This is a genomic window from Pseudomonas solani, from assembly GCF_026072635.1.
Lineage (GTDB): Bacteria > Pseudomonadota > Gammaproteobacteria > Pseudomonadales > Pseudomonadaceae > Metapseudomonas > Metapseudomonas solani.
Genome location: NZ_AP023081.1, coordinates 336,851 through 362,652 on the forward strand (window position 1 = coordinate 336,851; position 25,802 = coordinate 362,652).

Annotated in this window: 22 protein-coding genes, 1 tRNA gene and 1 pseudogene; 15 read left to right on the forward strand and 9 right to left on the reverse strand. The window is 66.6% G+C overall.

The window, feature by feature from the left end; all coding sequences use genetic code 11:
• Positions 1-93 precede the first annotated feature (93 nt).
• The 7 genes and pseudogenes from PSm6_RS01525 to PSm6_RS01555 all read left to right on the forward strand — a co-directional run bounded on the left by PSm6_RS01525 (position 94) and on the right by PSm6_RS01555 (position 5,828).
• Positions 94-1,308, forward strand: coding sequence for a lanthanide ABC transporter ABC transporter substrate-binding protein PedA1 (locus PSm6_RS01525; protein ID WP_021218534.1), 1,215 nt, complete (start codon positions 94-96; stop codon positions 1,306-1,308).
• 23 nt (positions 1,309-1,331) lie between these two features.
• Positions 1,332-2,300, forward strand: a complete 969-nt coding sequence (locus PSm6_RS01530; RefSeq protein WP_043242043.1) for a YVTN family beta-propeller repeat protein — start codon at positions 1,332-1,334, stop codon at positions 2,298-2,300.
• On the forward strand, positions 2,297-3,028 hold the full coding sequence (locus tag PSm6_RS01535; RefSeq protein WP_021218532.1) for a lanthanide ABC transporter ATP-binding protein PedB/LutE: 732 nt from the start codon (positions 2,297-2,299) through the stop codon (positions 3,026-3,028). Before PSm6_RS01530 ends, PSm6_RS01535 begins: the two co-directional genes overlap by 4 nt.
• Positions 3,025-3,822 carry a lanthanide ABC transporter permease protein PedC gene (locus PSm6_RS01540; RefSeq protein ID WP_021218531.1) on the forward strand — a complete coding sequence of 266 codons (798 nt, stop codon included), beginning with the start codon at positions 3,025-3,027 and terminating at the stop codon, positions 3,820-3,822. Before PSm6_RS01535 ends, PSm6_RS01540 begins: the two co-directional genes overlap by 4 nt.
• 107 nt (positions 3,823-3,929) lie before the next feature.
• The gene (locus PSm6_RS01545) at positions 3,930-4,475 is read left to right on the forward strand and encodes a PQQ-dependent catabolism-associated CXXCW motif protein (RefSeq protein ID WP_265169331.1); all 546 of its coding nucleotides are present in this window, start codon (positions 3,930-3,932) and stop codon (positions 4,473-4,475) included.
• Between the two features lie 49 nt (positions 4,476-4,524).
• Positions 4,525-5,189: pseudogene (agmR, locus tag PSm6_RS01550) on the forward strand (response regulator AgmR).
• Between the two features lie 111 nt (positions 5,190-5,300).
• Positions 5,301-5,828 (forward strand): REP-associated tyrosine transposase, encoded by a 528-nt coding sequence (locus PSm6_RS01555; RefSeq protein ID WP_265169332.1) that lies wholly within the window; start codon positions 5,301-5,303, stop codon positions 5,826-5,828.
• 220 nt (positions 5,829-6,048) lie between these two features.
• Here the strand turns inward: PSm6_RS01555 and nahK are convergent, their stop codons facing one another.
• From nahK to pqqF, 4 genes are all read right to left on the reverse strand, one after another.
• Positions 6,049-8,685: a hybrid sensor histidine kinase/response regulator NahK/ErcS' gene (nahK, locus tag PSm6_RS01560; RefSeq protein ID WP_265169333.1), complete on the reverse strand. Its 2,637-nt coding sequence runs from the start codon at positions 8,683-8,685 to the stop codon at positions 6,049-6,051.
• On the reverse strand, positions 8,615-9,778 hold the full coding sequence (gene nosP / locus PSm6_RS01565; protein ID WP_021218527.1) for a nitric oxide-sensing protein NosP: 1,164 nt from the start codon (positions 9,776-9,778) through the stop codon (positions 8,615-8,617). The genes nahK and nosP overlap by 71 nt, the downstream gene beginning before the upstream one ends.
• Before the next feature lie 473 nt (positions 9,779-10,251).
• Complete coding sequence (locus PSm6_RS01570; protein WP_021218526.1) at positions 10,252-11,433, reverse strand: porin; 1,182 nt, start codon at positions 11,431-11,433, stop codon at positions 10,252-10,254.
• Between the two features lie 278 nt (positions 11,434-11,711).
• Positions 11,712-14,186, reverse strand: a complete 2,475-nt coding sequence (gene pqqF / locus PSm6_RS01575; RefSeq protein WP_265169334.1) for a pyrroloquinoline quinone biosynthesis protein PqqF — start codon at positions 14,184-14,186, stop codon at positions 11,712-11,714.
• Between the two features lie 367 nt (positions 14,187-14,553).
• Between pqqF and PSm6_RS01580 the strand changes: the two genes are divergently transcribed.
• Positions 14,554-15,054 (forward strand): DUF2165 family protein, encoded by a 501-nt coding sequence (locus PSm6_RS01580; RefSeq protein ID WP_265169336.1) that lies wholly within the window; start codon positions 14,554-14,556, stop codon positions 15,052-15,054.
• A gap of 57 nt (positions 15,055-15,111) precedes the next feature.
• On the opposite strand, the gene PSm6_RS01585 is transcribed toward PSm6_RS01580, so the two are convergent.
• Positions 15,112-15,188 (reverse strand) — tRNA-Arg (locus PSm6_RS01585).
• Positions 15,189-15,307: 119 nt separating this feature from the next.
• Here PSm6_RS01585 and PSm6_RS01590 point away from each other — a divergent pair.
• Entirely contained in the window at positions 15,308-15,784 is a 477-nt protein-coding gene (locus tag PSm6_RS01590; RefSeq protein ID WP_043241992.1) for a GNAT family N-acetyltransferase, read from the forward strand.
• Between the two features lie 51 nt (positions 15,785-15,835).
• Here PSm6_RS01590 and PSm6_RS01595 read toward each other — a convergent pair whose 3' ends face one another.
• Together PSm6_RS01595 and PSm6_RS01600 are read right to left on the reverse strand one after the other, a co-directional pair.
• A complete protein-coding gene (locus PSm6_RS01595) occupies positions 15,836-16,891 on the reverse strand; it encodes a Glu/Leu/Phe/Val family dehydrogenase (RefSeq protein WP_021218512.1) in 1,056 nt (351 codons plus the stop codon).
• A 73-nt stretch (positions 16,892-16,964) separates the two neighbouring features.
• Positions 16,965-20,432 (reverse strand): indolepyruvate ferredoxin oxidoreductase family protein, encoded by a 3,468-nt coding sequence (locus PSm6_RS01600; protein WP_265169337.1) that lies wholly within the window; start codon positions 20,430-20,432, stop codon positions 16,965-16,967.
• 199 nt (positions 20,433-20,631) lie between these two features.
• Between PSm6_RS01600 and PSm6_RS01605 the strand changes: the two genes are divergently transcribed.
• From PSm6_RS01605 to PSm6_RS01620, 4 genes are all read left to right on the forward strand, one after another.
• A complete protein-coding gene (locus PSm6_RS01605) occupies positions 20,632-21,099 on the forward strand; it encodes an Lrp/AsnC family transcriptional regulator (protein ID WP_021218510.1) in 468 nt (155 codons plus the stop codon).
• Positions 21,100-21,328: 229 nt separating this feature from the next.
• Positions 21,329-21,565 carry a hypothetical protein gene (locus PSm6_RS01610; RefSeq protein ID WP_148304211.1) on the forward strand — a complete coding sequence of 79 codons (237 nt, stop codon included), beginning with the start codon at positions 21,329-21,331 and terminating at the stop codon, positions 21,563-21,565.
• Positions 21,566-21,574: 9 nt separating this feature from the next.
• Positions 21,575-21,751, forward strand: coding sequence for a hypothetical protein (locus tag PSm6_RS01615; RefSeq protein WP_021218508.1), 177 nt, complete (start codon positions 21,575-21,577; stop codon positions 21,749-21,751).
• Positions 21,752-21,783: 32 nt separating this feature from the next.
• Positions 21,784-21,969 carry a PA3371 family protein gene (locus PSm6_RS01620; protein ID WP_021218507.1) on the forward strand — a complete coding sequence of 62 codons (186 nt, stop codon included), beginning with the start codon at positions 21,784-21,786 and terminating at the stop codon, positions 21,967-21,969.
• 1 nt (position 21,970) lies between these two features.
• On the opposite strand, the gene phnN is transcribed toward PSm6_RS01620, so the two are convergent.
• Positions 21,971-22,540: a phosphonate metabolism protein/1,5-bisphosphokinase (PRPP-forming) PhnN gene (gene phnN, locus PSm6_RS01625; RefSeq protein ID WP_021218506.1), complete on the reverse strand. Its 570-nt coding sequence runs from the start codon at positions 22,538-22,540 to the stop codon at positions 21,971-21,973.
• 524 nt (positions 22,541-23,064) lie between these two features.
• On the opposite strand from phnN, the gene PSm6_RS01630 reads away from it, so the two are divergent.
• A complete protein-coding gene (locus PSm6_RS01630) occupies positions 23,065-23,391 on the forward strand; it encodes an Arc family DNA-binding protein (RefSeq protein ID WP_031287390.1) in 327 nt (108 codons plus the stop codon).
• A 129-nt stretch (positions 23,392-23,520) separates the two neighbouring features.
• Here the strand turns inward: PSm6_RS01630 and mgtE are convergent, their stop codons facing one another.
• Positions 23,521-24,963: a magnesium transporter gene (gene mgtE / locus PSm6_RS01635; protein WP_021218504.1), complete on the reverse strand. Its 1,443-nt coding sequence runs from the start codon at positions 24,961-24,963 to the stop codon at positions 23,521-23,523.
• Positions 24,964-25,279: 316 nt separating this feature from the next.
• Between mgtE and PSm6_RS01640 the strand changes: the two genes are divergently transcribed.
• Entirely contained in the window at positions 25,280-25,789 is a 510-nt protein-coding gene (locus PSm6_RS01640) for a DUF4124 domain-containing protein (protein ID WP_265169340.1), read from the forward strand.
• The last annotated feature ends 13 nt before the right edge of the window (positions 25,790-25,802 follow it).

Below are 25,802 nucleotides of genomic sequence, written 5' to 3' on the forward strand. Positions count from 1 at the left end.
ACTACCTTGGTACTGCCCCGGCGCTACTTTCTGCATATTTCCCCAGGCCCGGGGCGGCCCTAGGCTGGCGCTACAAGAACGGGAGCCCCCGCCATGCGCCACCTTGCGCCCTATGCCCTGACCTACCTGCTGGCCCTGGCCGCCGCCGCGCTGCTGGCCAACCACGCCGTCGCCGCCGAGGCGCGCCAGCCGCTGGAGGTGCGCATCGGTTACCTCGGCTACAGCCCCGACCCGGGGCCGCTGCTGTCCAACGTCATCCCCGAGCCCCGCGACACCGGCTTGCGCGGCGCCGAGCTGGCGACCACCGACAACAACAGCACCGGGCGCTTCCTCAAGCAGCGCTACCAGTTGCTGGCGGCCAATGCCGAGAGCGAAGCCGAACTGCTGGACGCGGCGCGCCAACAGTATGACCAGGGCCTGCGCCTGTTCGTGGTCAACGCACCGGCGCCCCTGCTGCGCCAGCTGTCGGCGGCGCTGCCGGACAGCCTGCTGTTCAACGCCGGCGCCGCCGACGATGCGCTGCGCACCGACGCCTGCCTGCCCAACGTGCTGCACAGCCTGCCCAGCCGCGCCATGCTCGCCGACGCCCTGGTGCAGTTCCTCGCCCTGCGCCAGTGGAAGCGCTGGCTGCTGCTGGTCGGCCCGCGCCCCGAGGACCAGGCCTACGCCGCCGCCCTGCGCCGTGCCGCCGGGCGCTTCGGCCTGACGATCATCGGCGAGAAGCCCTGGACCTTCGACAACGAGCAGCGCCGCAGCGCCCAGGCCGACATGCCGCTGTTCACCCAGGCCGACGACTATGACGGCGTGCTGGTGGCCGACGAGCGCGGCGACTTCGGCGAGTACCTGCCCTACAACACCTGGCTGCCGCGCCCGGTGGCCGGCACCCAGGGCCTGGTGCCCACCGGCTGGCACAAGACGGTGGAAACCTATGGCGCGGCGCAACTGCAGAAGCGCTTCGAGGACCTCACCGGGCGCTGGATGAACGATCGCGATTTCGCCGCCTGGGTGGCCACGCGCAGCATCGCCAGCGCCGTCACCCGCCTGGGCGCCGCCGACGCCGCCGCGATCCGCACCCTGGAGCTGTCGCCGGACCTGCCGCTGGACGGCTTCAAGGGCCGCAAGCTGAGCTACCGCCCCTGGGACGGCCAGTTGCGCCAGCCCATCGAGCTGATCCAGCCACGCGCGCTGATCAGCACCTCGCCCCAGGAAGGTTTTCTCCACCCCTTCAGCGAACTCGACACCCTCGGCCACGACGCGCCGGAGAGCCGCTGCCGCCTGGCCGAAGCCGCCCTGCAGGCCACGCCATGAACGCCCAGAACAAGGACCCCGCCATGCCCCGCCTCCCCCTCACCCTGCTCGGCGCCGCGCTGCTGCTGGCCAGCGGCGCCACCTTCGCCGCCACCGCCTACGTCTCCAACGAGAAGGACAACGCCGTCAGCGTGATCGACATGGACAGCCTGACGGTCACCGCCAGCCTGCCGGTGGGCAAGCGCCCGCGCGGCCTGGCGCTGTCCAGCGACAACCGGCTGCTGTACATCTGCGCCAGCGATTCGGACACCGTGCAGGTGATGGACCTGGCCACGCGGCAGATCATCAAGGAGCTGCCCTCCGGCGCCGACCCCGAGCAGTTCGCCCTGCACCCCAACGACCGCTGGCTGTACATCTCCAACGAGGACGATGCGCTGGTCACGGTGGTCGACACCCAGAGCAGCCAGGTGCTGGCGCAGATCGACGTCGGCGTGGAGCCCGAGGGCATGGCGGTGAGCCCGGATGGCAAGTGGGCGATCAACACCAGCGAGACCACCAACATGCTGCACTGGATCGACACCTCGACCCAGACGCTGGTGGACAACACCCTGGTGGACCAGCGCCCGCGCCATGTGGAGTTCGACCACGACGGCAAGCGCCTGTGGGCTTCGGCTGAGATCGGCGGCACCGTCACCGTGGTCGACGTGGCCACGCGCAGCATCCAGAAGACCCTGCGCTTCCAGATCAAGGGCGTGCACCCGGACAAGGTGCAGCCGGTGGGGGTCAAGCTGACCCGCGACGGCCGCTACGCCTTCGTGGCCCTGGGCCCGGCCAACCATGTGGCGGTGGTGGATGCGAAAACCCTGGAGGTGCTCGACTACCTGCTGGTGGGCCGGCGCGTCTGGCACCTGGCCTTCAGCCCCGACGAGAAGACCCTGCTGGCCACCAACGGCATCAGCGGCGACGTCTCGGTGATCGACGTCGACAGCCTCAAAGTGACCCGGTCGATCAAGGTCGGCCGCTACCCCTGGGGCGTGGTGGTGGCGCCATGAACGCACTGGAGGTGGAGGGCGTTGGCTTCGACTACGGCCCGCGCCGCGCACTGGATGAGGTGAGTTTCGCCCTGGAGCCGGGCCGCTTCACTGCGCTGCTGGGCCCCAACGGTGCCGGCAAGTCCACCCTGGTGGCGCTGCTCAGCCGCCTCTACGACCTGCAGCGCGGCGATATCCGCGTCGCCGGCCATTCCCTGCGCCGGCAGCCGCGCCTGGCCCTGCGCCAGCTCGGCGTGGTGTTCCAGCAGAGCACCCTGGACCTCGACCTCTCGGTGGAGCAGAACCTGCGCTACCACGCCGCCCTGCACGGCATGCCGCGCCAGCTGGCGGCCGCGCGCATCGACCAGGAGCTGGCGCGCCAGGGCCTGGGCGAACGCCGCCGCGACAGCGTGCGCGCGCTCAATGGCGGCCACCGCCGGCGCGTGGAAATCGCCCGTGCCCTGCTCCACCGCCCACGCCTGCTGCTGCTCGACGAGGCCAGCGTCGGCCTCGACCCGGCCAGCCGCCAGGCCCTCAACCACCATGTGCGCCAACTGTGCGACGACGAAGGCCTGAGCGTGCTGTGGACCACTCACCTGCTGGACGAAGTACGCGGCGAGGACGCCCTGCTGGTGCTCGACCAGGGCCGCCTGGTGGCCTCCGGCACCGCCGGCGAGCTGAGTGCGGCGCATGGCGGCGGCCTGGCCGGTGCCTTCGGCGAGCTCACCCGGCCGAGGGCGCGGGCATGAACGCCGGTGCTTATTGGCAATGCCTGCGCGGTATCGTCGGGCGCGAGTGGTTGCGCTTCGTGCTGCAGCGCTCGCGTTTTCTCAGCGCCCTGGTGCGGCCGCTGCTGTGGCTGCTGGTGTTCGCCGCCGGCTTCCGCGCGGCGCTGGGCATCGCCATCATCGACCCCTACGCCACCTACATCACCTACGAGACCTACATCGTCCCGGGGCTGGCCTGCATGATCCTGCTGTTCAACGGCATGCAGGGCTCGCTGTCGATGGTCTACGACCGCGAGATGGGCAGCATGCGCGTGCTGCTCACCAGCCCGCTGCCGCGCCCCTTCCTGCTCGGTGCCAAGCTGCTGGCCACGGCGCTGGTGTCGCTGCTGCAGGTGTATGCCTTCCTCGCCATCGCCTGGCTCTATGGCGTGCAGCCACCGGCCTGGGGCCTGCTCGCCGCCCTGCCCGCGCTGCTGCTGGCGGCGCTGCTGCTCAGTGCCCTGGGGCTGCTGCTGTCGAACTTCATCCGCCAGTTGGAGAACTTCGCCGGGGTGATGAATTTCGTGATCTTCCCGCTGTTCTTCCTCTCCTCGGCGCTCTACCCCCTGTGGAAGATGCGCGAGGCCAGCGAGTGGCTGTACTGGCTGTGCGCGGCCAACCCCTTCAGCCACGCGGTGGAGCTGGTGCGCTTCGCTTTGTACGAGCGGCTCAACCCGCTGGCGCTGGGCGTGTGCCTGGGCCTGACGCTGGTCTTCGCGGTGGCGGCGGTGGCCAGCTTCAACCCGCAGCACGCGGCGCTGCGCCGGGCCGGCTGAGGCGGGAAAACTACTACTTTGGTACGGGTTTCCCTCTCCAACGTAGGATTTCCAAAGGCGCGCGGCTGGCTTGTAATGCAGGCCATAAGAATAAAGAGATGCCTGCCATGCGAGTCCTCATCGCCTCACTGCTGTGCCTGCCCGTCCTGTTTTCGGCCACCGCCCGGGCCGACGCCGAGCCGTCGCTGTTCTCCGCCGACGGCTACCGCACCGACCGCTACCGCAGCCCCACGCCCGCCGAGGCCGACCACGCCCGCACCCTGGACACCCTCGGCCTGCGCGAGCTGCTGGAACGCGACCCGCGCACGCAACTCATCGACGTCTACCGCCGCCAGTTCCTCGAAGGCCGCTTCATCGCCGACGAGCCCCACGCCAACCTGCCCGGCAGCCTGTGGCTGGCCAACACCGGCAACGGCGAGCTGGACGCGCGCTGGCAGGCCTACTTCGCCGACAACCTGAAGAAGGCGAGCCGGGGCGACCTGCACTGGCCACTGGTGTTCTACTGCCGTTCCGACTGCTGGTTGAGCTGGAACGCGCAACGGCGCGCCCATGCACTGGGCTACCGCAATCTCTACTGGTACCGTGACGGCATCGACGCCTGGGAACAGGCCGGCCTGCCGCTGCAACCCGCCGAGCCCGTGCCCCTGCCCTGAATCCGCGCCCGACAGCCCCTCCATAATCAGAACAATGAGGTGAATGGCCATGTACAAGATCCTGATCGCCGACGATCACCCGCTGTTCCGCGAGGCCATCCACAACGTCATCAGCGACGGCTTCCCCGACAGCGAAGTGATGGAGACCGCCGACCTCGACAGCGCCCTGGGCCTGACCCAGGAACACGAAGACCTCGACCTCATCCTGCTCGACCTGAACATGCCCGGCATGCACGGCCTCAACGGCCTGATCAACCTGCGCAACGAGGCGCCGACCATCCCGGTGGTGATCGTCTCCGCCGAACAGGACAAGCAGATCGTGCTGCAGGCGATCACCTACGGCGCGGTGGGCTTCATCACCAAGTCCTCGCCACGGGCGCAGATGACCGACGCCATCGAGCAGATCCTCAACGGCAACGTCTACCTGCCCTCGGACATCATCCGCACCCAGAAGAGCTCGCCCCGGCGCAGCCACCAGGATGAACACGGCATCCCCCGGAACTGCTCCAGGCGCTGACCCGCAAGCAACTGCTGGTGCTCGAGCGCATGACCAAGGGCGAATCGAACAAGCAGATCGCCTACAACCTCGACATCGCCGAAACCACGGTCAAGGCCCATGTCTCCGCCATCCTGCGCAAGCTCAACGTGCACAACCGCGTGCAGGCGATCCTCTGCGCGGGGGATATCGATTTCGCGGCGTATCTGCGGCGCTAGCGGTCACCTGGCCGACAGCGCAGCCGGAGCTTTCACCCGGGCTGACGTGCCCCGCCAGTCGCCATCCCGCCCTACCCTGCGAAGCCTGGACGCTTGCAGGGAGACCCGGGAATGTCGCGCTACCTCCGCTCACAGCGGGCCGGCTCGTACTACTTCTTCACACTCGTCACTGCAAAACGCCGGCCGCTCCTGACCGAGCCATCGGTACGCCAGGCATTGCGCCATGCGATCAAGGCGGTGCGGCTCGAACAGCCGTTCCGCATCCATGGCTGGGTGCTGCTGCCGGATCACCTGCATTGCCTCTGGGAGCTACCGCCCGGTGATGCCGACTTCGCGCGGCGCTGGTCGATCATCAAGCGCAAAGTCAGCCAATCGGTTCACCTGGCACCCACTTCGAATAGCCGGGTCGCACGTCGCGAATCCGGGTTCTGGCAGCGGCGCTTCTGGGAACACTGCATACGCGATGCCGACGACTACCGCCGGCATATGGATTACTTGCACTGGAACCCGGTGAAGCACGGCCTGGTCACCCGGGTGGCCGACTGGCCCTGGTCCAGCTTCCACCGCCTGGTACGAGAGGGCCTTTACCCGGCGGGTTGGGGCGATGCCGGGGAGCAGGACGGGGAATTTGGCGAATAGCCCGGAGCCTGTCGGAGCTCGCCGGAAGTACCGAGCGCGGGACCGGTGCGCGCAGCACACCCTACAAGAGCACATCAGCGCACGGAGCTTGGTTCGATGCACGGGGCTCGGCCGTAGGGTGTGCCGTGCGCACCTCAAAGGTGGGAGCGGCACGGAGCCTTTCGGAATGCGCCGGACGGACCGAGCGCGGGACCGGCGCACGGGGCTTGCCGTGCGCCCTTCACCCGCCCCGTTCGATCAGGTGGTTCATCGCGGCCTTGAGCTTCATCGGGCGGACGGGTTTGTGCATCAGGGTGTGGCCGAGTTCGCGCATCTGCTGGCGCAGTTCGTTGCTGTAGTTGGCGGTGATCATCAGGGCGGGCAAGGCGGTGCCGCGGCGGGCGTTGATGCTGGCGACGGCGTCGACGCCGTTGTGGTCGTTGTCCAGGTGGTAGTCGGCGATCAGCAGGTCGGCGTCGGCGTGGTAGTTGTCCACCTGGCGCGCCAGGTCCTCTTCCGAGAGTGCGGTGACCACCTGGCAGCCCCAGCCTTCGAGCAGGGTGCGCATGCCGGCGCAGATGGCTGCGTCGTTATCCAGCACCCACACCCGCGAGCCGCGCAGGCGCTCCACCAGCATTTCCGGGGTGCTCGCCTCGACCCGCGCCCGGGGCGCGCGCTTGGCCAGGGGCACTTCGATGCTGAAGCGCGAGCCGTGGCCAAGGCGCGAGCGCACCTGGATGCGGTGGCCGAGCATGCCGGCGATCTTGTCGACGATGGCCAGGCCCAGACCCAGGCCCCGGTCCTGCTTGGGCCGCTGCGAGTCGCCGCGCTTGAACTCCTGGAAGATCTCCTTGAGCTTGTCCTCGGCGATGCCGATGCCGCTGTCCCAGACTTCGATGGACAGGCTCTGCCGGTGCCGCCGGCAGCCCAGCAGCACACGGCCGCTGGGGGTGTAGCGGATGGCGTTGCTGAGCAGGTTGCGCAGGATGCGCGCCAGCAATTGAATGTCACTGCGCACCAGCGCCGAGCTGGGTACGAAGTGCAGACTGAGCCCTTCGCTGGCGGCCGCCTGGCGGAACTCCACGGCGAGGTTGTCGAGCAACTCGGCGACGGCGAAGGGCGCGATGTCGGGCTTGATCACCCCGGCGTCGAGCTTGGAGATGTCCACCAGGGTGCCCAGCAGGCTTTCCACGTCATCCAGCGAGTTGCTGATGTTGCGCACCAGCGCCGTGCTCACCGCCTGCTCGCGCTGCTCTTGCAACGCACTGGTGAACAGCCGCGCGGCGTTCAGCGGTTGCAACAGGTCGTGGCTGACGGCGGCGAGGAACTTGGTCTTCGACAGGTTGGCTTGCTCGGCCTCGCGCTTGGCTTCGCGCAGGCGCAGTTCCACCTGGCTGCGCTCGCCGATCTCGCGCAGCAACTGGTCGTTGAGCTGGGTGAGTTCGGCGGTGCGTTCGCGCACCCGCTGCTCCAGGTTCTGATAGGCCAGGTGCAGGGCTTCAGCGGTGCGGCGGCGCTCGGTGATGTCGCGGATCAGCACGAAGATGCCGACCACCTCGCCGTTGGCCAGGCGGTTGGGCACGTAGGAGCGCAGCATGTAGCGCTCCTGGCCGTTGAGGTTGGTTTCGGCCACCTCGAAGGTGACGCTCTCGCCGGACAGCGCCCGCTCCACATAGGGCTCCAGGCGCCGCCAGTGCTCCTCGCTGTGCACCTCGCGCAGGCGTTGGCCGAGCATGCCGCCACGGGGCCAGCGGTACCACTCCTCGTAGACCTTGTTGGTGAATTCGTAGACCAGCTCGGCGTTGAGGTAGGCGATCAGCGCCGGCACGTGGTCGGTGATCAGGCGGATCCAGCGTTCGCTTTCGGCCAGCGCCTCGGCGTGGCGATAGCGCTCGGTGATGTCGGTGAAGGTGTTGACGAAGCCGCCGGTGGGCAGCGCGTGGGTGCGCACCTCCAGCATGCGGCCATCGAACAGGCGCTGCTCCAGCTCGCGCACCGGGCGGCCGTTGGCGTCGCGGGTCTGTGGAGTGAGCAGCGCCAGCTCGCTGTCGGCCATCACCTCGGCGAAGGGCCGATGGGCCTGGATCGGCGCCAGGCCGCAGAGTTCGAGGAAGCGGTGGTTCCACAGCTCCAGGGTGCCTTCGGCGCCGACCATGGCCATGCCCTGGGAGAGGTTGTCCACGGCGCGCTGCAGCAGCCGCGACTTCTGCGCCAGGGCCTGTTCGCGGCGCATGGTTTCGCTGACCTTGAGCTCGGTGATGTCGGTGTAGAGGATCACCAGCCCGCCCTCGCGGGTGGGCCGCTCGCTGACCTGCACCCAGCGACCGTCCTGCAGGCGGTAGAGGCTGTGTTCGTTGTCGCTGCTGCGCTGCTCTTCGACGATCAGCCCGGTGCTTTCGGCCAGGCGCTTGATCTCCGAGAGCCGGGTGCCGCTGATAATGCGCGCTCGGCTGTGGGCCCAGAAGGACTTGAAGCGGCTGTTGAACAGGACGATGCGCTGCTCCTTGTCGAACAGCACGAAGGCGTCGGAGATGCTTTCGATGGCGTCCACCAGGTGCTGGTGGGCCGTCTCGGCGCGCAGCCGCGCATCGCTGAGCAGCTGGTTGCTGGCCTTGAGCTCGGACATCGCCTGGTTCAGCGCGTCGGTGCGTTCGCGCACCTGCTCGGCCAGCACCACCGAGTGCTGGAAGGCGGCGTAGGCGTCGTCACGGCGGGCCGCACTGGATTCGACCCGCTCGATCAGCGCAGCGTTGATGCGCCGCAGCTTGTGGTTATCGCTCTCCAGCTGGGCGATGCGCGCTTCCTGGTCAGCGGCCTGCATCGCCGGGGCGGCGTCCGATAGCGACACCGGTGAAGGTCTGGTTGATGTGCATGCCATTGAACTGTTCCCCGTAGGTGTTGAAACCGATGACGCGCTGGCGACGGAGGAATTCGCCGGTCTGCTCGACGCCGCCGTCGCTCTCGATCTCCAGGCGGCGCAGGAAGCAGTCGCAGCCGATGGTGAGCAGCGGCGGGCCGAGGCGTTGCTCCAGGCGCTGGAACAGGGCCTGGAGGTTGGGTAGCAGCGGCCCCGGGCGCATGCCGGTGAGGACGATGCCGTTCTCCACGGCGCAGTAGAAGCTGAGGCTGAGGTCGTCGTTGACCCGCTGGATGGAGCGCACGTAGTACTGGTCGTTGACCCGCACGGCCAGCGGGTGGGCGGCGAACAGGCGATGGTCCAGTGCGGCCAGTGGTACGCCGATCCACTGGGCGTATTCCTGGGCGGCGGGCTCGGCGTTGAGTTCGAAGACGCGGCGGCTGGCGCTGTCGGCGCGGGTGACCACCAGCTTCTCGTCGCTGGGCAGGATGTGGTGGGTGCTGAAGACTTCGAAATCCAGCTGGGTGTTGACCAGCACCACCACCGCCGCGCCGGTGTGGAACTGGCCGCCGTGGTAGACGTGGGTGTGGGTGAGGTGGTTGTCGTCGCCGGCCGAGCCGCCGAAATGCGGGATGCTGCCGAAGGCCGCGCTGAGGGCGGCGAGCACCACTTCCTCGCGGCTGGAGAGGCCGTCCAGCAGGGTCAGGGCGAAGCTGTGGTCCTTGATCGGCGCCAGGGAGTTGCTGCGGCAGTCGCTGACCAGGCGCTCCACCAGCTGCTGGGCATCGATCAGGCTGAAGCGCTCCATCTCGTCGATCAGCGCACTGCCGATGGAGAAGCTGCGGTAGTCGAAGCCCACCGCGCTGACGCAGCCGCGCCCGTAGCCGTTGGGGGTGATTTCGCCGGCGCTGGTGCAGCCCACCAGCTCGATGCCGCCGAAATACTGCTCCAGCGCCGCGCCCAGGGCCGGCAGGTCGTACTCCGCCGAGCAGAAGAACAGCACGAAGCCCAGGTGCGGGTGGATCAGTTGGCGCGCCAGGTCCTGGGCCACGGCTTCGGCCTCGGTGGCGCTGGACATGGCGGTGACCACGCCCTCGTCCTGGTGCTGTTGCATGGGGCGCCTCTCGCAAATGGGCCTGCAGATGCTGTGGATTCTACGGAGCGCCCCGGGGCTGCCCCATCCTTCTTGGGTAGCGACGGGCTCGTTCGAAGGGATGAGGCGGCACTGACGACTGCGTTCGACCTCGGGGAGCGGCCCGGCCACTCATTCGTTCCTGGATGGGTGTGCGCGGGATCTTCGAGGTGCGCGCGGCACACCCTACGCGGGGCTGCGAGTTCTTCGCAGGATGGGCGCCTTCGATAAGGGCATCAGGCATCAGGAGGTGCCACGGCCCGGCTCCGCCTGGTGGAGGTAAAAAGCGACCTCCACCCTACGCAGCGGTCGCGTCCATCGGTGGCATGACGCTTTCTGTAGCCCGCCAGGGTAGGAGCGAATTCATTCGCGAAACCACTCCCCATAGAACGCAAAAAAGGCGGGAGGCATGCGCCATCCCGCCAAAACACAAGGGAGCATTGCAGGGTGGGGCCTTACCAGTTGAGCACCAGGCCGAGGGCGACGGTGTCGGTGTCTTCGTTCTGCGCGGAGCCGGCGTGGCCGTCGATTTCGAACTGGTTGTATTCGGCCACCAGCTTGAGGTTGTCGTTGACGTCGTGGAACAGGGCGATACCGCGGGTTTCGTAGTCGGCACCGGTGTTCACCGCGCCGTTGCCGTCGTCCTTGGTCTTGCCGTAGGAGAGCGCCAGGCGGTTCTTGCCGAAGCGGTAGGAGCCCTGCAGCAGGTAGCCGTCGCTGTCCACTTCACGCAGGGTCGCCTCGCCGGCGTTGTTGGTGAAGAAGGGGTTGATGCCCTTGGCCTGGAAGCCGGAGCCCACCACCGAGAAGTCGCCCATCTTCGCCTGCACGCCATAGCCCAGGCCCTTGGAGGTGACGCTGTCCACGGCCGGGTCGGTGTTGTCGGAGGTCTGGTAGCCGCCGTTGACCCAGGAGTAGATCTGCGCGCCGCCCAGTTCGAACTCGTAGGTGAGCTCGGATTCGAAGCGCGGGTTCTCCTGGTAGGCCTTGCCGGTGGGGCTGTCATCGTTGGTGTCCACCGGGTCCATGATGCCCACGGCCAGGCGCAGGCCGTCGCTCTTGGGGCTGCGGTAGGTGATCTGCGAGGTGGGGAACGGATAGGGGTAGCCGCTGCCGATGTTGCCGAAGGAGACGCCACCGCCGTCCACCAGGCCCAGGGTGTCGCTGACCTGGCCGTACCCGGCGAGCATTTCGTCGAGGAGGATGTTGGAGCGCGCGAACAGGCCGAAGTCCTTGCCCACCAGCACCTCGCCCCAGTCGCTGCCAACGGTGCCGTAGAACTGGCGGACGTCGATGGCGGTGTCGGTGCCATTGGTTTCGCTGTCGTTGATGGTCACCCAGAAGGAGGCGCGGGCGCCGAGCTTGAGGTCATCCACCTGCTTGCCCATGTTGAAGCCGATCCAGTTGGGCAGGAAGCCCATCTTCACCCGCGACTGGCGACGGTCGAACTGTTCGCCGTCGCGGTCGACGTCGCTGTTGACGTAGAAGGCGTTGACGTAGCCGTCGGTGGAGAAGGTGGTGTCGTCCTTGTCGTAGAGGACGATCTCGGCCTTGGCCTGTTCCATGGCAGCCAGGGCCAGGCCGGTGGTGAGGGCGAGGGGCAGGAATCCGATGGTGACGTTCTTGTTGTTGTACATGGCGCTCTCCGCTGGGTGGGACGACTCGCTCGAGCCGTGACGGAGGCGATTATCGAAACGCCGGAATGCCCGCCATATGCGGCCTTGGCGCCATTTCGCCGGTGCTTTGGCGCGCCCTGTACGGCCCTGGCGGAAAGACCCGGACCGCCTCGCCGAGGGTAGCGGCGCGCAAGTCGCAACGGGCGGACGATGCCGTCGGCACGACCTGGGGAGGGGGTCGTACCGCTGCCTTGGTAGGGGATGAGGGGGGTGTGGCGGAGGCGCTAAGGGAGTAGGCGTCAGTGCCAGCGCGGGCCGGGGCGCTCGTCGTTGGCCAGCACCAGCCAGCCGCCACGGCCCTGTTGCAGGGCCTGCAGCGCGGCGAGCAGGTCATCGCGGGTGGCGTGTTCGAGGGCATCGGCGACACGGCGCGGCCAATCGGGGGAGTGGCCAGCCAGGTGCAGGTTCCAGGCACGCTCGGCGTCGTCCTCGCCCCCCTCGCGCAATTGCGCCAGCAGGGCCTGGCGCGCGGCTTCGCCATCGCCCAGGGCCTGGTCCAGCGCGGCAAGGAAGGTTTCGATATGCCCGAGCACCTGCGCCACCGTGGCGCTGGGCGATTGCACGCCGAACAGCAAACCGGCCTGGCCGTTGATCAGGCGGAAGCCGGAGAACACCGCGTAACCCAGTTGCAGCTCGCTACGCAGGCGCTGGTAGAAATCCGCCTCCAGGCAACGCGCCAACCATTGCCAGCTGGCTTCGGTGAGGGCGTGCCGGTCCGGCAGCGGGCAGAACAGCAGCAGCGCGGCCTCGCCCTCCACCGCGTCCGGGCGGTGCCAGCGGTAGCTGGGCGCCAGCACCGCCGGGGCGTGATCGCGGGGGAGCCGCTGGCCCGGCAACCGCCGCAGCAGGCCATGCAGGAGTTCGCGCTGCCCGGCGTCGAGACCGACGGCCATGACATCCCAGGCGGCATGCGCCCAGTGCCCGGCCAGGCGGGCGGGCGTTACCGCCCGGGCCACCTCGGTGCGAGGCACAGCGGCGTCCAGCACATCCGGCAGGTGCTGCAACAACTGGCGGATGGGCAATTCGGCGGCCTGGCGCTTGAGCCAGGCCCGGTGCAGGCGCAACCCCTGGTCACAGGCGGCCAGGGGCGGTTCGAGCAGCACCCTGAAGGTCGCGTCGAGCACCGCCGGCAGCATTTCAGCGGCACCGCGCAGGGCCAGCCGCCAATCCCGCCCCTGCTCGATGAAGTCGAGGCTGATGCCTTGCTGTTGCGCCCGGCTCTGGGTCGAGCGCAGCCCCCGCTGCAGGGCCTGGTAGAAACCCGCCGTGGCCAGCCCGGCGGGCAGGCGCCAGCGCAGGAACAGGGCCGCCCTCTCGGCATCGCCCGGGTGCTGGATCAGCGGCATCTCGCCCAGCGCCCCCAGGGCCGCCGGAACCGCGAAGGGGCTGAAGACCGGTACACCGGCGAAACGCCAGCGCACATCGATCGCCGGCCAGGCCGGGATGCCGGCTTCTTCCAGTTCGAGCTGGAACCCGGCCACCTCCACCCGCCCTTGCAACGGCTCCCCGCTGGCGAACAGCCGCACCAGCCGGGGCGGCGCCAACTGGGCCAGCAGCCGATGCAGGCTGCGCGCGTCCAGCGGTGCTTGCCCGGGGTCACGCTCCATCAGGCTGCGTGCCTGCTCCAGCGGCGCCGGTCGGGAATGGCCGGTGCGCATCGGGTGGCGCGCGAGCAGGTCCTGCCAGGGCTCCTGCTCGCGCAGGGCCGCGAGCCAGTGGAACAGCGCTGCCTCCAGGCGAGCACGACTGTCGAGATGAGCGTCGGCCAGGGCGATGTCCAGCACCAGCAACGCCTGGCCCTGGTCGAGATGGGGCACCGATAGCTGCAAGCCGTCGCACAGCCCCTGCTCGCCGAGCCAGGCCTGCAGGCTGCCATCGGCTTCGTCCTGCAGCAGCTCACGCAACAGGTCCACCGCCTGGGGCAGCGTGGCAGGCTGCCCTTCCAGGGCGAAGGCCAACCAGTAACGGGGTGCGCCGGGCAGGCACAGGCGCAAGCTGTGGCTGAACAGGGGCAACAGGGGCGGCACTTGGCGCTCAGCGGCCGGAGCCCCTGCGGGCAACAGGGCGCCGTGTCGCCGCGCCAGCTCGGCCAGCTCATCGAGAGGCTGGGGGCCCAGCAGCACCAGGCGCATGCGCGCGCCCTGGTAGTGACTGCGATGGAACAGCGCCAACGCGCCCTGGAATACCGGGTCGTCCACCGCCAGGCTGGCGCGGTTGCCGGCATGGAAATCCGCCAGCGGGTGCCCCGGCGCCAGCGCCGCAGCCAGGGCGGATTGGGCCAGGGTCGAGGCATCGGCGGCGCGCGCCTGGTACTCGGCCTGCAGCACCTCGCGCTCGCGCAGTTGCGCCTCGACCTCCAGCCGGGGCGTGGCGAGCATGTCCAGCAGGCGCGCCAGGCCGTCGTCCAGCGCGGCCGGCGGCAGCTCGAAGAAGTAGTCGGTGTGATGGGCCTGGGTGCTGGCATTGAGACGCCCACCGCAGGCCTGGATGAACGGCATCAGCCGCTGGTCGCCCGGGTAGCGATGGCCCCCGAGAAACAGCAGGTGCTCGATGAAATGCGCCAGCCCGGGCCAGGCTGCGGGCTCGTCGTGGCTGCCGGCCACCACCCGCACCACTGCCGCGGCCTGACGCGCGCCGGGCACATGGCGCAGCAGCACGGTGAGGCCGTTGTCGAGCACCAGGGAGCGGCTCGTGGGATCGGGAGCGGAGGTCATCCGGGCACCTTGGAAAATTTCGCTCAGCATCCTCAAGACTGGCCGACAGGGCAATGGTTCTTTCGGCGAGTGGTGCCGAGCGCCAGGTGAATTGACGCGCCACGCTGCCTGCGTCCAGAATCCGCGCTCCTTCCCGTGCGGGCTCCATCCAGCCGGGCGGCCACGCTTCCCGGCGTGGCGCCGGCCTCAGGTCCTCCAGTCCCGATTTCCGCACGCTGCGCCTCGCGCACCCGAATACCTGGCTTGCCCAGGACACTCTCAGAACCGAGCCCGTCGCCGCGAGCGGCCCGGCCTTCCCCTGCCCGCTGCTTGCGTGGGCGGGGCGGACGCCTGCGCGATGCCGTTCGCCCTTTCAGGAAACCGAGCAATGACAATGATCCGCCTCTCGAAAGCCGTCATGGTGCTGGCCATGGCCTTCTTCGCCTCGCTGGTGGCGTTCAACAACGTCACCGACTACGCCACCAACTTCGCCTTCGTCCACCACGTGTTCCTCATGGACACCACCTTCCCCGGCAACCAGCTGATGTACCGCGCCATCGAGGCGCCCTGGCTGCACCACGCCGGCTACATGGGCATCATCGCCCTGGAAACCGCCACCGCCCTGCTCTGCTGGCTCGGCGGCCTGCACCTGCTGCGCGCACTGCGGGCCAGCGACGCCGGCTTCCGCGCGGCCAAGCGCTGGGCCATAGCCGGCCTGACCCTTGGCTTCCTCACCTGGCAGGTGGCATTCATGTCGGTGGGCGGGGAATGGTTCGGCATGTGGATGTCGGAGCAGTGGAACGGCGTGCCGGACGCCTTCCGCTTCTTCATCACCCTGCTGGCGGTGCTGATCTACCTGACGCTGCCCAATGACGGCAGCGAGGCCTGAGCCCTGCGGCCATGAAAAAGCCCCGCCAGCGTGAGCTGTGCGGGGCTTCGTTATTCATGGTGTCCCAGAGTGGGCTCGAACCACCAACCTTCCCCTTAGGAGGGGGATGCTCTATCCAATTGAGCTACTGAGACAGCGTCCCTGGCAGAGGCCGCCGGGGAACGGGCGGCATGTTAACGGCGCTTGCGCGTTTTGTCATGCCACTGCCACGGCACTGCACCATACTTCTGCAAAAATCAGAGGGACCTCCGTCATGCCCCAGCCGCTTCCGCAGAACCTGCCCGATTCCCCGTTCACCACCGTTACCCTGCGCGCCGCCAGCCCGGCGGATGCACCGGCGCTGGCAGCCCTGCTGCACCAGCTGGGTGAGGACGAATCGCGCCCCGACCCTGCGCTGCTGGCCTTGCGTCTGAGCGAGTTGCCGAGTGGCCGCGAGGTGGTGGTGGCGGAGCGTGATGGGCGCCTGCTGGGCACTTGCACGGTGATTCTGGTGGAGCACCTGGCGCACAACTTCGCGCGCTCGGCAATCGTTGAAGACGTGGTGGTGGACAAGGGCGCGCGCGGCCTGGGCATCGGCCAGGCGCTGATGGACAAGGCCGCCGAACGCGGCCGTGCCTGGGGCTGCTACAAGCTGGTGCTGTCCAGCGGGCAGAGCCGCGAGGCGGCCCATCGCTTCTATGAGTCCCTGGGCTACAAGCCCCACGGGATCAGCCTGTACCTCGGTATCTGACGCTGCTTACGGGAATGGCGGCGTGTTGCGGCCGCCACTCCTGCCGCCGGGTCAGACGCGACCGAAGCGCTCTTCGGCGAGGCGGTCGGCGACCTCGGTGGTGGTACGACCTTCCTCGTCGGCGCGGATGAAGATCTGCCGCAGGGTGTTGCCGATGCCTTCGATGTGGGCCTTCAGCTCTGCCGCGCTGCCGCCGCTGCGCTCGAAGTAGACGTCGATGATGCCGCCGGCGTTGATGGCGTAGTCGGGCGCGTAGAGGCAGCCGTTGCGCTTGAGCTCCTCGGCCAGTTGCGCGTCGGCCAACTGGTTGTTGGCACCCCCGGCGATGATCGGCACGCGCAGCGCTTCCAGGCTTTGCGGGTTGATGATGCCGCCCATGGCGCAGGGCGCGAAGACGTCGACATTGAGCCCGTAGATTTCATGTTGCAGCACGGCCTTGGCGCCCAGTTGTTCGACGGCGCGGCGCACGTTGGCGTCGACGATGTCGGTCACCCAGAGCTCGGCACCGGCGTCACGCAAAAGGCGGGCGAGGTGGAAGCCCACCTGGCCGACGCCCTGGATGGCGACGCGCAGGCCCTTGAGGTCGTCGCGACGCAGGCGGTGCTTGACCGCGACCTGGATGCCGATGAATACGCCATAGGCGGTGGACGGCGACGGGTCGCCGCTGCGCACGCCGCCGTCGAAGGCTTCGCGCTGGTTGGCGCCGGCCACGTGGCGGCTGCGCTCGGCCATGATCTGCATTTCCGCCGGGCCGGTGCCGGAGTCGGCAGCGGTGATGTAGCGCCCGCCGAGGGTGTCGACGAAATCGCCCATGGCCTGGAACAGCGCTTCGCTCTTGCCGTTGTGGGGGTCGCCGATGATCACCGCCTTGCCGCCGCCCAGGGGCAGGTTGGCGAGGGCGGATTTGTAGGTCATGCCGCGGGACAGGCGCAGCACGTCACGCAGGGCTTGTTCGTCGTTGGCGTAGTTCCACATGCGGCACCCGCCGAGTGCGGGGCCGAGGTTGGTGTTGTGGATGGCGATGATGGCCTTGAGGCCGGATGCCTTGTCGTGCCCGAAGACGACCTGTTCGTGGCCATCGAATTCGACGTGGGAGAAGACGGACATGGTGTACCTCTGTGTGCGTTTGTCTGGGTGAACGCCGGCCCTCCCCCATGGGAAGGCCGGTGCTGGGAGGGCGTCAGGCAGCCGAGTCGAACAGCCGCACCACGTTGATCTGGGTGGCCAGGAGCTGGGCACGCAGTTGCGCCTCGTGCTCGCGGGCCTTGGCCAGGCCGGCTTCCTTGACGTGGCCATAGCCGCGGATCTGCTCCGGCAGTTCGGCGATGGCCACCGCGACGCGGTAGTTGTCGCCCCGCAGGTGGGCGAGCACGGCTTCGAGGTTGTCTTCGTAGCAGCCGATCAGCTCGCGTTCCAGGCGCCGCTCTTCGCTGTAGCCGAAGGGGTCCAGCGCACTGCCACGGAGGAATTTGAAGGTCGCCAGCAGGCCGAAGGCTTTGAGCATCCAGGGCCCGAAGCTGCGCTTGCGGGGCTGCCCGGTGCTCGGGTCGCGCTTGGCCAGCCAGGACGGTGCCAGGTGGAACTGCAGGCGGTAGTCGCCGCTGAACTGGGCCTCGAGCTGCTTGCGGAAATCATCGGCGCTGTAGAGCCGCGCCACTTCGTATTCGTCCTTGTAGGCGAGGACCTTGAAGTAGTAGCGGGCGACGGCCTCGGTGAGTTCCTGGCCGGCACTGCTGTCGACCAGGCGCACGCGCGCCACCAGGTCGCTGTAGCGCTTGGCGTAGGCGGCGTCCTGGTAGGCGGTGAGGTAGTCGACGCGGAAGCGGATGATCTCGTCAAGGGTTTCGCAAGGCTTGGCCTGGGCCACTTCCGGTGCGGCGAGCTTCTCCACGGCAGGCAGGTCATGGGCGGCACGACGGCCCCAGAGGAAGGCTTCGCAGTTGAGTTTCACCGCCACGCCATTGAGCTGGATGGCCTTCTCGATGGCTTCGGCGGAGACCGGCACCAGCCCACGCTGGTAGGCATAGCCGAGCATGAACAGGTTGGTGGCGATGCTGTCGCCGAGCAGCCGCGTGGCCAGGCGGGTGGCGTCGATGAAGTGGGTTTTCTCCGCGCCGACGGCCTCGATCAGCGCCTGCTGCATGGCCTCGCCGGGTACCTGGGCATCCGGATTGCGGGTGAACTCGGCAGTGGCGGCCTCGTGGCTGTTGACCACGGCGGTGGCGATGCGCTCGTTGAGCTTGGCCAGGGCCTCTTCGCTGGCGGCGACCACCAGGTCGCAGCCGAGCAGCAGGTCGGTTTCACCGGCGGCGATGCGCACGGCGTGGATGTCGTCCTGCTTGGCGGCGATGCGGATGTGGGTGATGACCGGGCCGAATTTCTGCGCCAGGCCGGCCTGGTCGAGCACGCTGCAGCCCTTGCCTTCGATGTGCGCGGCCATGCCCAGCAATGCACCGACCGTGGTCACGCCGCTGCCGCCGACACCGGGCAGGAGAATGTTCCAGGGGCGCTCCAGGCCAGGCTGGCGCGGCTCCGGCAGCACGGTGAAGAGAGCGCCGCTGCCGACCGCTTTGGGCTTGCGCAGCTCGCCGCCGTGAACAGTGACGAAGCTGGGGCAGAAGCCTTCGAGGCAGGAGAAGTCCTTGTTGCAGGCGTTCTGGTCGATCTCGCGCTTGCGCCCCAGTTCGGTTTCCAGAGGCAGTACGGAGAGGCAGTTGGACTTGACGCTGCAGTCGCCGCAGCCCTCGCACACGGCGGGGTTGATGAAGGCACGCTTGGCCGGGTCCACCAGCTTGCCGCGCTTGCGGCGGCGGCGTTTCTCGGTGGCGCAGGTCTGGTCGTAGATGATCACCGAGACGCCCTTGAACTCGCGCAGCTCGCGCTGCACGGCGTCCAGCTCGCGGCGGTGGTGGAAGCTGACGATGGGCGCGAAGGTGGCGCGGGTGGGGTATTTCTCCGGCTCGTCGGTGACCAGGGCGATGCGTTTGACGCCCTCGGCGAAGACCTGCTGGCTGAGCTGGTCGACGCGCAGTTCGCCGTCGATGGGCTGCCCGCCGGTCATGGCCACGGCATCGTTGTAGAGGATCTTGTAGGTGATGTTGACGCCGGCGGCCACGGAGGCGCGCAAGGCCAGTTGGCCGGAGTGGAAATAGGTGCCGTCGCCGAGGTTCTGGAAGATGTGCGGCGTGTCGGTGAAGGGGGCCTGGCCGATCCAGGTGGCGCCCTCCCCGCCCATCTGGGTGAAGGTGTCGGTGTTGCGGTCCATCCACTGGGTCATGTAGTGGCAGCCGATACCGCCCTGGGCGCGGCTGCCTTCGGGCAGCTTGGTGGAGGTGTTGTGCGGGCAGCCGGAGCAGAAGTGCGGGGTGCGCACGGTCTTGTGCTTGGGCTCGGCGAGGGCCTTTTCCTTGGCGGCGAGGAAGGCCAGGCGCGATTCGATCTGCTCGCTGGAGTAGATGGGTGCCAGGCGCTTGGCGATGACGCGGGCGATCATCGCCGGGGTCAGCTCGCTGAGGTTGGGCAGCAGGGAGTTGCCCTCCTCGTCGAACTCGCCGACCACGCGTGGGCGCTTGTCCACGGGCCAGTTGTAGAGCTGGCCGGTGAGCTGGTCTTCGATGATGCTGCGCTTTTCCTCGACCACGAGGATTTCGTCCAGGCCCTGGGCGAACTGGTGCACGGAGACCGGCTCCAGCGGCCAGCTCATGCCGATCTTCAGCACACGCAGGCCGACCTTGGCGCAGAGTTCATCATCCAGGCCAAGGTCCACCAGTGCCTGGCGCACGTCGAGGTAGGACTTGCCGGTGGTGATGATGCCGAGGCGCGGGTTGGGCGAGTCGAGCTTGACCTGGTTGAGGTCATTGGCCAGGGCGAAGGCCCGGGCGGCGTAGATCTTGTAGGTGTTGAGGCGTTTTTCCTGGGCCAGGGGCGGGTCGGGCCAGCGGATGTGCACGCCGTCTTCGGGGAGGACGAAGTCGGTGGGGATCTTCACCTCGATGCGCAGCGGGTCGACGTCCACCACGGCGGAGGAGTCGACGTTCTCGGCGATGGTCTTGAGTGCCACCCAGCAGCCGCTGTAGCGCGAGAGCTCCCAGCCGATGATGCCGTAGTCGAGGATCTCCTGGACGTTGGCCGGGTTGAGCACCGGGATGGAGGCGGCGATGAAGGCGTGCTCGCTCTGGTTGGCGATGCTGGAAGACTTGCAGCCGTGGTCGTCACCGGCCAGCAACAGGACGCCGCCATGGGGCGCGACGCCGGCGGAGTTGCCGTGCTTGAAGACGTCGCCACAGCGGTCCACACCCGGGCCCTTGCCGTACCACATGGAGAACACGCCGTCGTAGCGCGCGCCGGGGAACAGGCTGGTCTGCTGGCTGCCCCACACGGCGGTGGCCGCGAGCTCCTCGTTGACGCCCGGCTGGAAGTGGATGTGGTTTTCCTGGAGGAAGGACTTGGCCTCCCAGAGGCTTTTATCGAGGTTGCCGAGGGGCGAACCGCGATAGCCGGAGATGAAGCAGGCGGTGTTCAGGCCATGGGCCGTATCGCGTTGCTTCTGCAGCATCGGCAGGCGGGTAAGCGCCTGGGTGCCGGTGAGGTACAGATGACCGGTTGCAAGCCGGTATTTGTCATCCAGGCGGATCTCGGCCAGAGACATGCGGGCGCTCCTTTTATTTTTATGGCGACCAAGGACGGCTACGGTTAGTGCCATCTTTCTGCCCCGTGGCAGGATCACTGCCCGGGACGCATGCTCAATAATCTGACTGAAGGGTTCTGCTTTTTTCTTTCTATTTTCGGACTCGAACGCCAATATTGCGCATGATTAATCCAACAAAAATAGTATTACGGACTGACTCATGCAGAACCCTCTGAGCCCTATCGATCGCAAGATCCTCCGCCTGCTGCAACACAACGCCGACCTCTCCGCCGCCGAGGTGGCCGAGAAGGTGGAGCTGTCCCAGTCACCCTGCTGGCGGCGGATCAACCGCATGCAGGAAGACGGCCTGATCGAACGCAAGGTCGCCCTGCTCAATCCCAAGCTGCTGGGCTTCTCCATCACCGTGTTCGTCAACATCAAGCTCTCGGCCCACGGGCGTAACAACCTCACCGAGTTCGAGAAAGCCATCGTCGGCTACCCGGAGGTACTGGAGTGCTACACCATGGCCGGCGGCTCGGATTACCTGCTGAAGGTGGTGGCACGGGATATCGGCAGCTACGAGCGCTTCCTGCGGGACCAGTTGCTGCAGCGGCCGCATGTGCTGGAAGCGCACTCGAACATCGCCATGAGCGAGGTCAAGCGCACCACCGAGCTGCCTCTGGATTGACCCGCTGAGCCGCCCATTCCAGAGCGCCTGGATGGCCAGCAAGCGAAGCGGCGAAAAGGCTCCGTGCAATTTGCAATGTGGAAAAATCGGGCGCCTTGCAAAGTGCACGGGCACACATTCGAAACATCAATGTAAGACTTTGATTTTAAAGCATTTTTAAAACCATCAAGCTTGGCATGACACCTGCTCTATTCCAGTCATGAGATTTCTGGATGCGAGCCCAATAATCATGAACAGTGTCATCACTCTCCTCGCAGCAACCGTATTGACGCTCCTGGCCGCCAGCGCGTTCGCCGCTCTGCAGAGCAGCCAGCAGCAACAGGCCGTCAAGCATCTGGTCGAGCGCATCCGCCCGACGCCGGTGCAGTTCGAGTACGCCACCCAGTCCGGCGACCAGCAACCCAAGGTGAGCCGCCTGCAGAGCAGCGAATGGCAACCCCGCCCCGCCCAGCGCCTGTCCTTCTGAGTGGAGAGCATGGACATGGCCCTGTGGGGAATGCTGTTTCCGGGGATGATCCTGCTGCTGGCGGCCATCGCGTGCGGGGCGCTCTGGGTGATCGATCGCATCACCGACCAGGGATTGGCGGATGAACAGAAGGCGGAGCGCCAGCGGGACGAGCGCATCGCCAACTATTACGACCCCTTCTTTTAGTGACGCGCCACGAATCCGGCGAGGAGATAGAGATGTCGAAGTCAGCCGTGCTGTTCCTGATGCTCAGCCTGGTGTTCACCCTGACCTTGTGGCTGGAGCCCTGGCAGGCCGCCTGGCCGGTAGCAGCGGTGAAGGTGGCACTGGCGACCAGCGCCGTGCTGTTCGTGGCAGCGTTGCTGGTGGGCAAGCGGGTGAAGTTCGATCCGGTACTGCGCTGAGTCAGGCTGTGTTGCGCGGGTGATTGAGCAATTGCAGCAGACGCTTCAGCGTTTCTTCCAGCGGGCCTGAGTTGTCCAGGACGGACAGGGCCGCGCCTCCCTCTTCCTGCAGCGACGCATTGAAACGGGCGTTGCGTGCCAGGCGGGCCTCTATCTCGGCAGCCGTCTCGCGTCCCCGGGCCTGAAGGCGCTGGCGCAGAACATCCATCTCCACCGTCAGCAGGATGGCGTGCAGATCGGGGTAGCGACGACGAGCCTCCGGCAGGTAGCCGCGCGAACCGTTGACCAGCACGTCTTCCCCCGCCTCCAGCCATTCGTCGATCTGCAGCGGAATGCCATAGGACAGCCCATTGGCGTGCCAGCTCATGGCGAAAGCGCCGTCTCGCTCCATCTCCGTGAACTGCGCGGGACTGACCGCCTGGGCCGCCTCCCCCACCGCTTCGGCCGAACGGGTGATGACCCGGCGCACGATATGGCAGCCGCTATCGGCGAGCGGCGCGCGTGCGGCATCGAGCAGGCTGTCCTTGCCTGAGCCGGAAGGTCCGATGAGATAGAACAGCCTGCCTTTCATCTGTGCACCTGGGAGCCTGGTCATTGCGAGCGCCACGGCACGGCCATGGCGCTCGCCACCTTACCCGGAAAGCATTTCAGATTGGAGAGGCCGAATGCGCTGGCGCTGTATACCGGACGTCGCACAGTAGCGAAATGCCAGTGCTTACTCCGATAGGGGGGACTACGCTTGCAAGATCGCGCTTTTAATCTGCCAGAAGCCCGAATTAGAGCGCTGGATGTGGCCTCGCGCACGAAATCTCCACGATCTTCAGCGAGGCGGGGAATTTTTACCCCCTACAGCATTCATATGTGGGCCTTTTGCATATTGACTCGCATTTCGGACAACTGGTGCTGGCAAAAAGCCGCTACCCAGCGCACAATGCGACACAGATTTGACGTCAAGGAACCGTTTAGGTGACTGCCAAGTCATAATGACGCCGATCGCGATGAATGGTTGAACGACTGATGCTAAAGATGGTCAAACCGGTGACAATCACGTAGCTCATTGCCAGCATCGCTCCCTGAACTAACCGGTTTAAATGTATGCGCCCTATGAAACAGGCTATCTATTCCAGCCGCACCGCTGACAAGTTCGTCGTACGTTTGCCCGAAGGCATGCGCGAGCGCATCGCCGATGTGGCGCGTAATCACCACCGCAGCATGAACTCCGAAATCATCGCTCGCCTGGAGCAGAGCATGCTTCAGGAAGGCGCCCTGGATGAAGGTCTGTCCATGCGCCTCGACAGCCCCGAGCTGTCGCTGCACGAGCGCGAACTGCTGCAACGCTTCCGCCAGCTTTCCCGTCGCCAGCAAAATGCGCTGGTTGCGTTGATCGCTCACGATGCTGAACTCGCCGCCGAAGAAGCCTGAGTTCGCAGCACGTCGACTGATTGATAGCCGCCCCTGAGGCGGCTTTTTCTTGCACGGCGTTTGCCCACTCCATACCCCACAAAGCAAAAGGCCCCACTGATGCGGGGCCTTGTGTTGTGAGCGCTAGGGCTAGAGCAGGAAGACGGTCGCAAGCCCGAGGAAGATGAAGAAACCGCCGCTGTCGGTCATGGCGGTGATCATCACGCTGGAGCCCATGGCCGGATCGCGCCCGAGCCGCACCAGCGTCATCGGGATCAGCACCCCCATCAAGGCCGCGAGCAGCAGGTTGAGCGTCATCGCCCCGGTCATCACCGCACCGAGGGACCAGCTGTCGTAGAGGTAATAGGCGACGAGGCCGATCACTCCACCCCACACCAGGCCGTTGACCAGCGCCACGCCCAGTTCCTTGCGCATCAGGCGGCTGGTATTGCCGGTGCTGACCTGGTCCAGCGCCATGGCGCGGACGATCATGGTGATGGTCTGGTTGCCGGAGTTGCCACCGATGCCCGCCACGATCGGCATCAAGGCCGCCAGCGCTACCAGCTTCTCGATCGAGCCTTCGAACAGGCCGATCACACGGGAGGCGATGAACGCGGTGACCAGGTTGACGGCCAGCCAGGCCCAACGGTTGCCGACCGACTTCCACACCGAGGCGAAGATGTCTTCTTCCTCGCGCAGACCGGCCATGTTGAGGACTTCCGTCTCGCTCTCCTCACGGATCAGGTCGACGATCTCGTCGATGGTCAGACGGCCGATCAGCTTGCCGTTCTTGTCCACTACCGGGGCGGAAATAAGGTCGTAACGCTCGAACGCCTGGGCGGCGTCATAGGCATCTTCGTCCGGATGGAAACTCACGGGATCGCTGGCCATCACCTCGGCCACCTGCTTGTCCGGATCATTCACCAGCAGGCGCTTGATCGGCAGCACGCCCTTGAGGATGCCGTCGTAATCGACCACGAAGAGCTTGTCGGTATGCCCCGGCAACTCCTTGAGGCGGCGCAGGTAGCGCAGCACCACTTCCAGGGTCACATCCTCGCGGATGGTGACCATCTCGAAGTCCATCAGCGCACCGACCTGGTCCTCTTCATAGGACAGGGCCGAGCGCACGCGCTCGCGCTGCTGGGCGTCGAGCGTCTCCATCAGCTCGTGGATCACGTCACGGGGCAGCTCGGGCGCGAGGTCGGCCAGCTCGTCCGCGTCCATCTCCTTGGCGGCAGCGAGCAGCTCGTGATCGTCCATGTCGGCGATCAGCGTTTCACGAACCGAGTCGGAGACTTCGAGGAGGATGTCGCCGTCGCGCTCGGCCTTGACCAGTTGCCAGACGGTCAGACGATCGCCAAGCGGCAGGGCTTCGAGAATGTGGGCGATGTCGGCGGGGTGCAGCTCATCGAGCTTGCGTTGCAGCTCGGCGAGATTCTGGCGATGAACCAGGTTCTCGACGAGATCCTGGTGCTGGCCTTCCTGACGATGGGTCAGGTCTTCCACCAGCTTGTGGCGATGCAGCAGATCGACCACCTGAGCGAGGCGGTCCTGCAGGCTATCTTGCGACTTTTTTACTTCTACTTCGGTCATAGCGCGCTCCACCCCCAGTGGCGGCGCACGCCAAGGAGGGTCAATCAGTCAATACGCGATCGTACAAATGCGGTCTTGAGTAACTACTGGGTAAGTCCATGAGGGGTGTCCAAAAGCCTCGGCGAGGCTGACTGCGCAATGATAACACCGGAGGGTCATTTTGCGCGTTACAAAATCGTGGCTAGAACAATCGCTTGCGCTGCAAAGCTGAGATCGCTTTCACCTTCCATACGACGTTGGCGCCCCTTGGTGAGACACCGTTAGGAAGAAATTAAAGCAGATACCTTCGAGGGCAACCGTCACGGAGGACATCGCCATGCGCACATCGCTCTGCACCCTGCCCCTTCTGCTCTACATCGCGCTCGAAAGCCCGCCGCTGGGGGCCTCCATCTACCGATGCGAGGACGCGCACGGGCATGTCACCTTCACCCAGCTGGGTTGCCCGGACGACGAATTGGTGGAGGTGCGGGAACGAGTCGAGGCCATGCAAGACAGCCCGGCATTGCTGCCACCAGCAAAGATCGAACGGATAACGCGAAACGCACGGAAGGAACAGGCCGAGAAGCCCAGGGAAATAGAAGTAGTGGGGGAAAGGCAGGATGGTTGCGGCAACCGCATCGTCGGCCAGGAGCGACGCCAGGCGATATTGCGCAAACAGGTGAGGACGGGCATGACCCGGCGCGATGTGGAAAGCATGCTGGGCAAGCCAGACAAGATCAGCCGTACCAATGGCCAGACCCGCTATCACTATGTCGCGAAGAAGGGAAAAGGACGCAGCCAGCTCGTCACATTCGACGAGCATGACTGCGTAAAAGGCGGGCGCTGAAGCGCGCCCGAAA

Bases quoted from the DNA above. Each gene is read 5' to 3' on its own strand.
- PSm6_RS01525 (WP_021218534.1), top strand. From the start codon at position 94: ATGCGCCACCTTGCGCCCTATGCCCTGACCTACCTGCTGGCCCTGGCC.
- PSm6_RS01530 (WP_043242043.1), top strand. From the start codon at position 1,332: ATGCCCCGCCTCCCCCTCACCCTGCTCGGCGCCGCGCTGCTGCTGGCC.
- PSm6_RS01535 (WP_021218532.1), top strand. From the start codon at position 2,297: ATGAACGCACTGGAGGTGGAGGGCGTTGGCTTCGACTACGGCCCGCGC.
- PSm6_RS01540 (WP_021218531.1), top strand. From the start codon at position 3,025: ATGAACGCCGGTGCTTATTGGCAATGCCTGCGCGGTATCGTCGGGCGC.
- PSm6_RS01545 (WP_265169331.1), top strand. From the start codon at position 3,930: ATGCGAGTCCTCATCGCCTCACTGCTGTGCCTGCCCGTCCTGTTTTCG.
- PSm6_RS01555 (WP_265169332.1), top strand. From the start codon at position 5,301: ATGTCGCGCTACCTCCGCTCACAGCGGGCCGGCTCGTACTACTTCTTC.
- nahK (WP_265169333.1), bottom strand. From the start codon at position 8,685: ATGGCATGCACATCAACCAGACCTTCACCGGTGTCGCTATCGGACGCC.
- nosP (WP_021218527.1), bottom strand. From the start codon at position 9,778: ATGCAACAGCACCAGGACGAGGGCGTGGTCACCGCCATGTCCAGCGCC.
- PSm6_RS01570 (WP_021218526.1), bottom strand. From the start codon at position 11,433: ATGTACAACAACAAGAACGTCACCATCGGATTCCTGCCCCTCGCCCTC.
- pqqF (WP_265169334.1), bottom strand. From the start codon at position 14,186: ATGACCTCCGCTCCCGATCCCACGAGCCGCTCCCTGGTGCTCGACAAC.
- PSm6_RS01580 (WP_265169336.1), top strand. From the start codon at position 14,554: ATGACAATGATCCGCCTCTCGAAAGCCGTCATGGTGCTGGCCATGGCC.
- PSm6_RS01590 (WP_043241992.1), top strand. From the start codon at position 15,308: ATGCCCCAGCCGCTTCCGCAGAACCTGCCCGATTCCCCGTTCACCACC.
- PSm6_RS01595 (WP_021218512.1), bottom strand. From the start codon at position 16,891: ATGTCCGTCTTCTCCCACGTCGAATTCGATGGCCACGAACAGGTCGTC.
- PSm6_RS01600 (WP_265169337.1), bottom strand. From the start codon at position 20,432: ATGTCTCTGGCCGAGATCCGCCTGGATGACAAATACCGGCTTGCAACC.
- PSm6_RS01605 (WP_021218510.1), top strand. From the start codon at position 20,632: ATGCAGAACCCTCTGAGCCCTATCGATCGCAAGATCCTCCGCCTGCTG.
- PSm6_RS01610 (WP_148304211.1), top strand. From the start codon at position 21,329: ATGAACAGTGTCATCACTCTCCTCGCAGCAACCGTATTGACGCTCCTG.
- PSm6_RS01615 (WP_021218508.1), top strand. From the start codon at position 21,575: ATGGACATGGCCCTGTGGGGAATGCTGTTTCCGGGGATGATCCTGCTG.
- PSm6_RS01620 (WP_021218507.1), top strand. From the start codon at position 21,784: ATGTCGAAGTCAGCCGTGCTGTTCCTGATGCTCAGCCTGGTGTTCACC.
- phnN (WP_021218506.1), bottom strand. From the start codon at position 22,540: ATGAAAGGCAGGCTGTTCTATCTCATCGGACCTTCCGGCTCAGGCAAG.
- PSm6_RS01630 (WP_031287390.1), top strand. From the start codon at position 23,065: ATGCGCCCTATGAAACAGGCTATCTATTCCAGCCGCACCGCTGACAAG.
- mgtE (WP_021218504.1), bottom strand. From the start codon at position 24,963: ATGACCGAAGTAGAAGTAAAAAAGTCGCAAGATAGCCTGCAGGACCGC.
- PSm6_RS01640 (WP_265169340.1), top strand. From the start codon at position 25,280: ATGCGCACATCGCTCTGCACCCTGCCCCTTCTGCTCTACATCGCGCTC.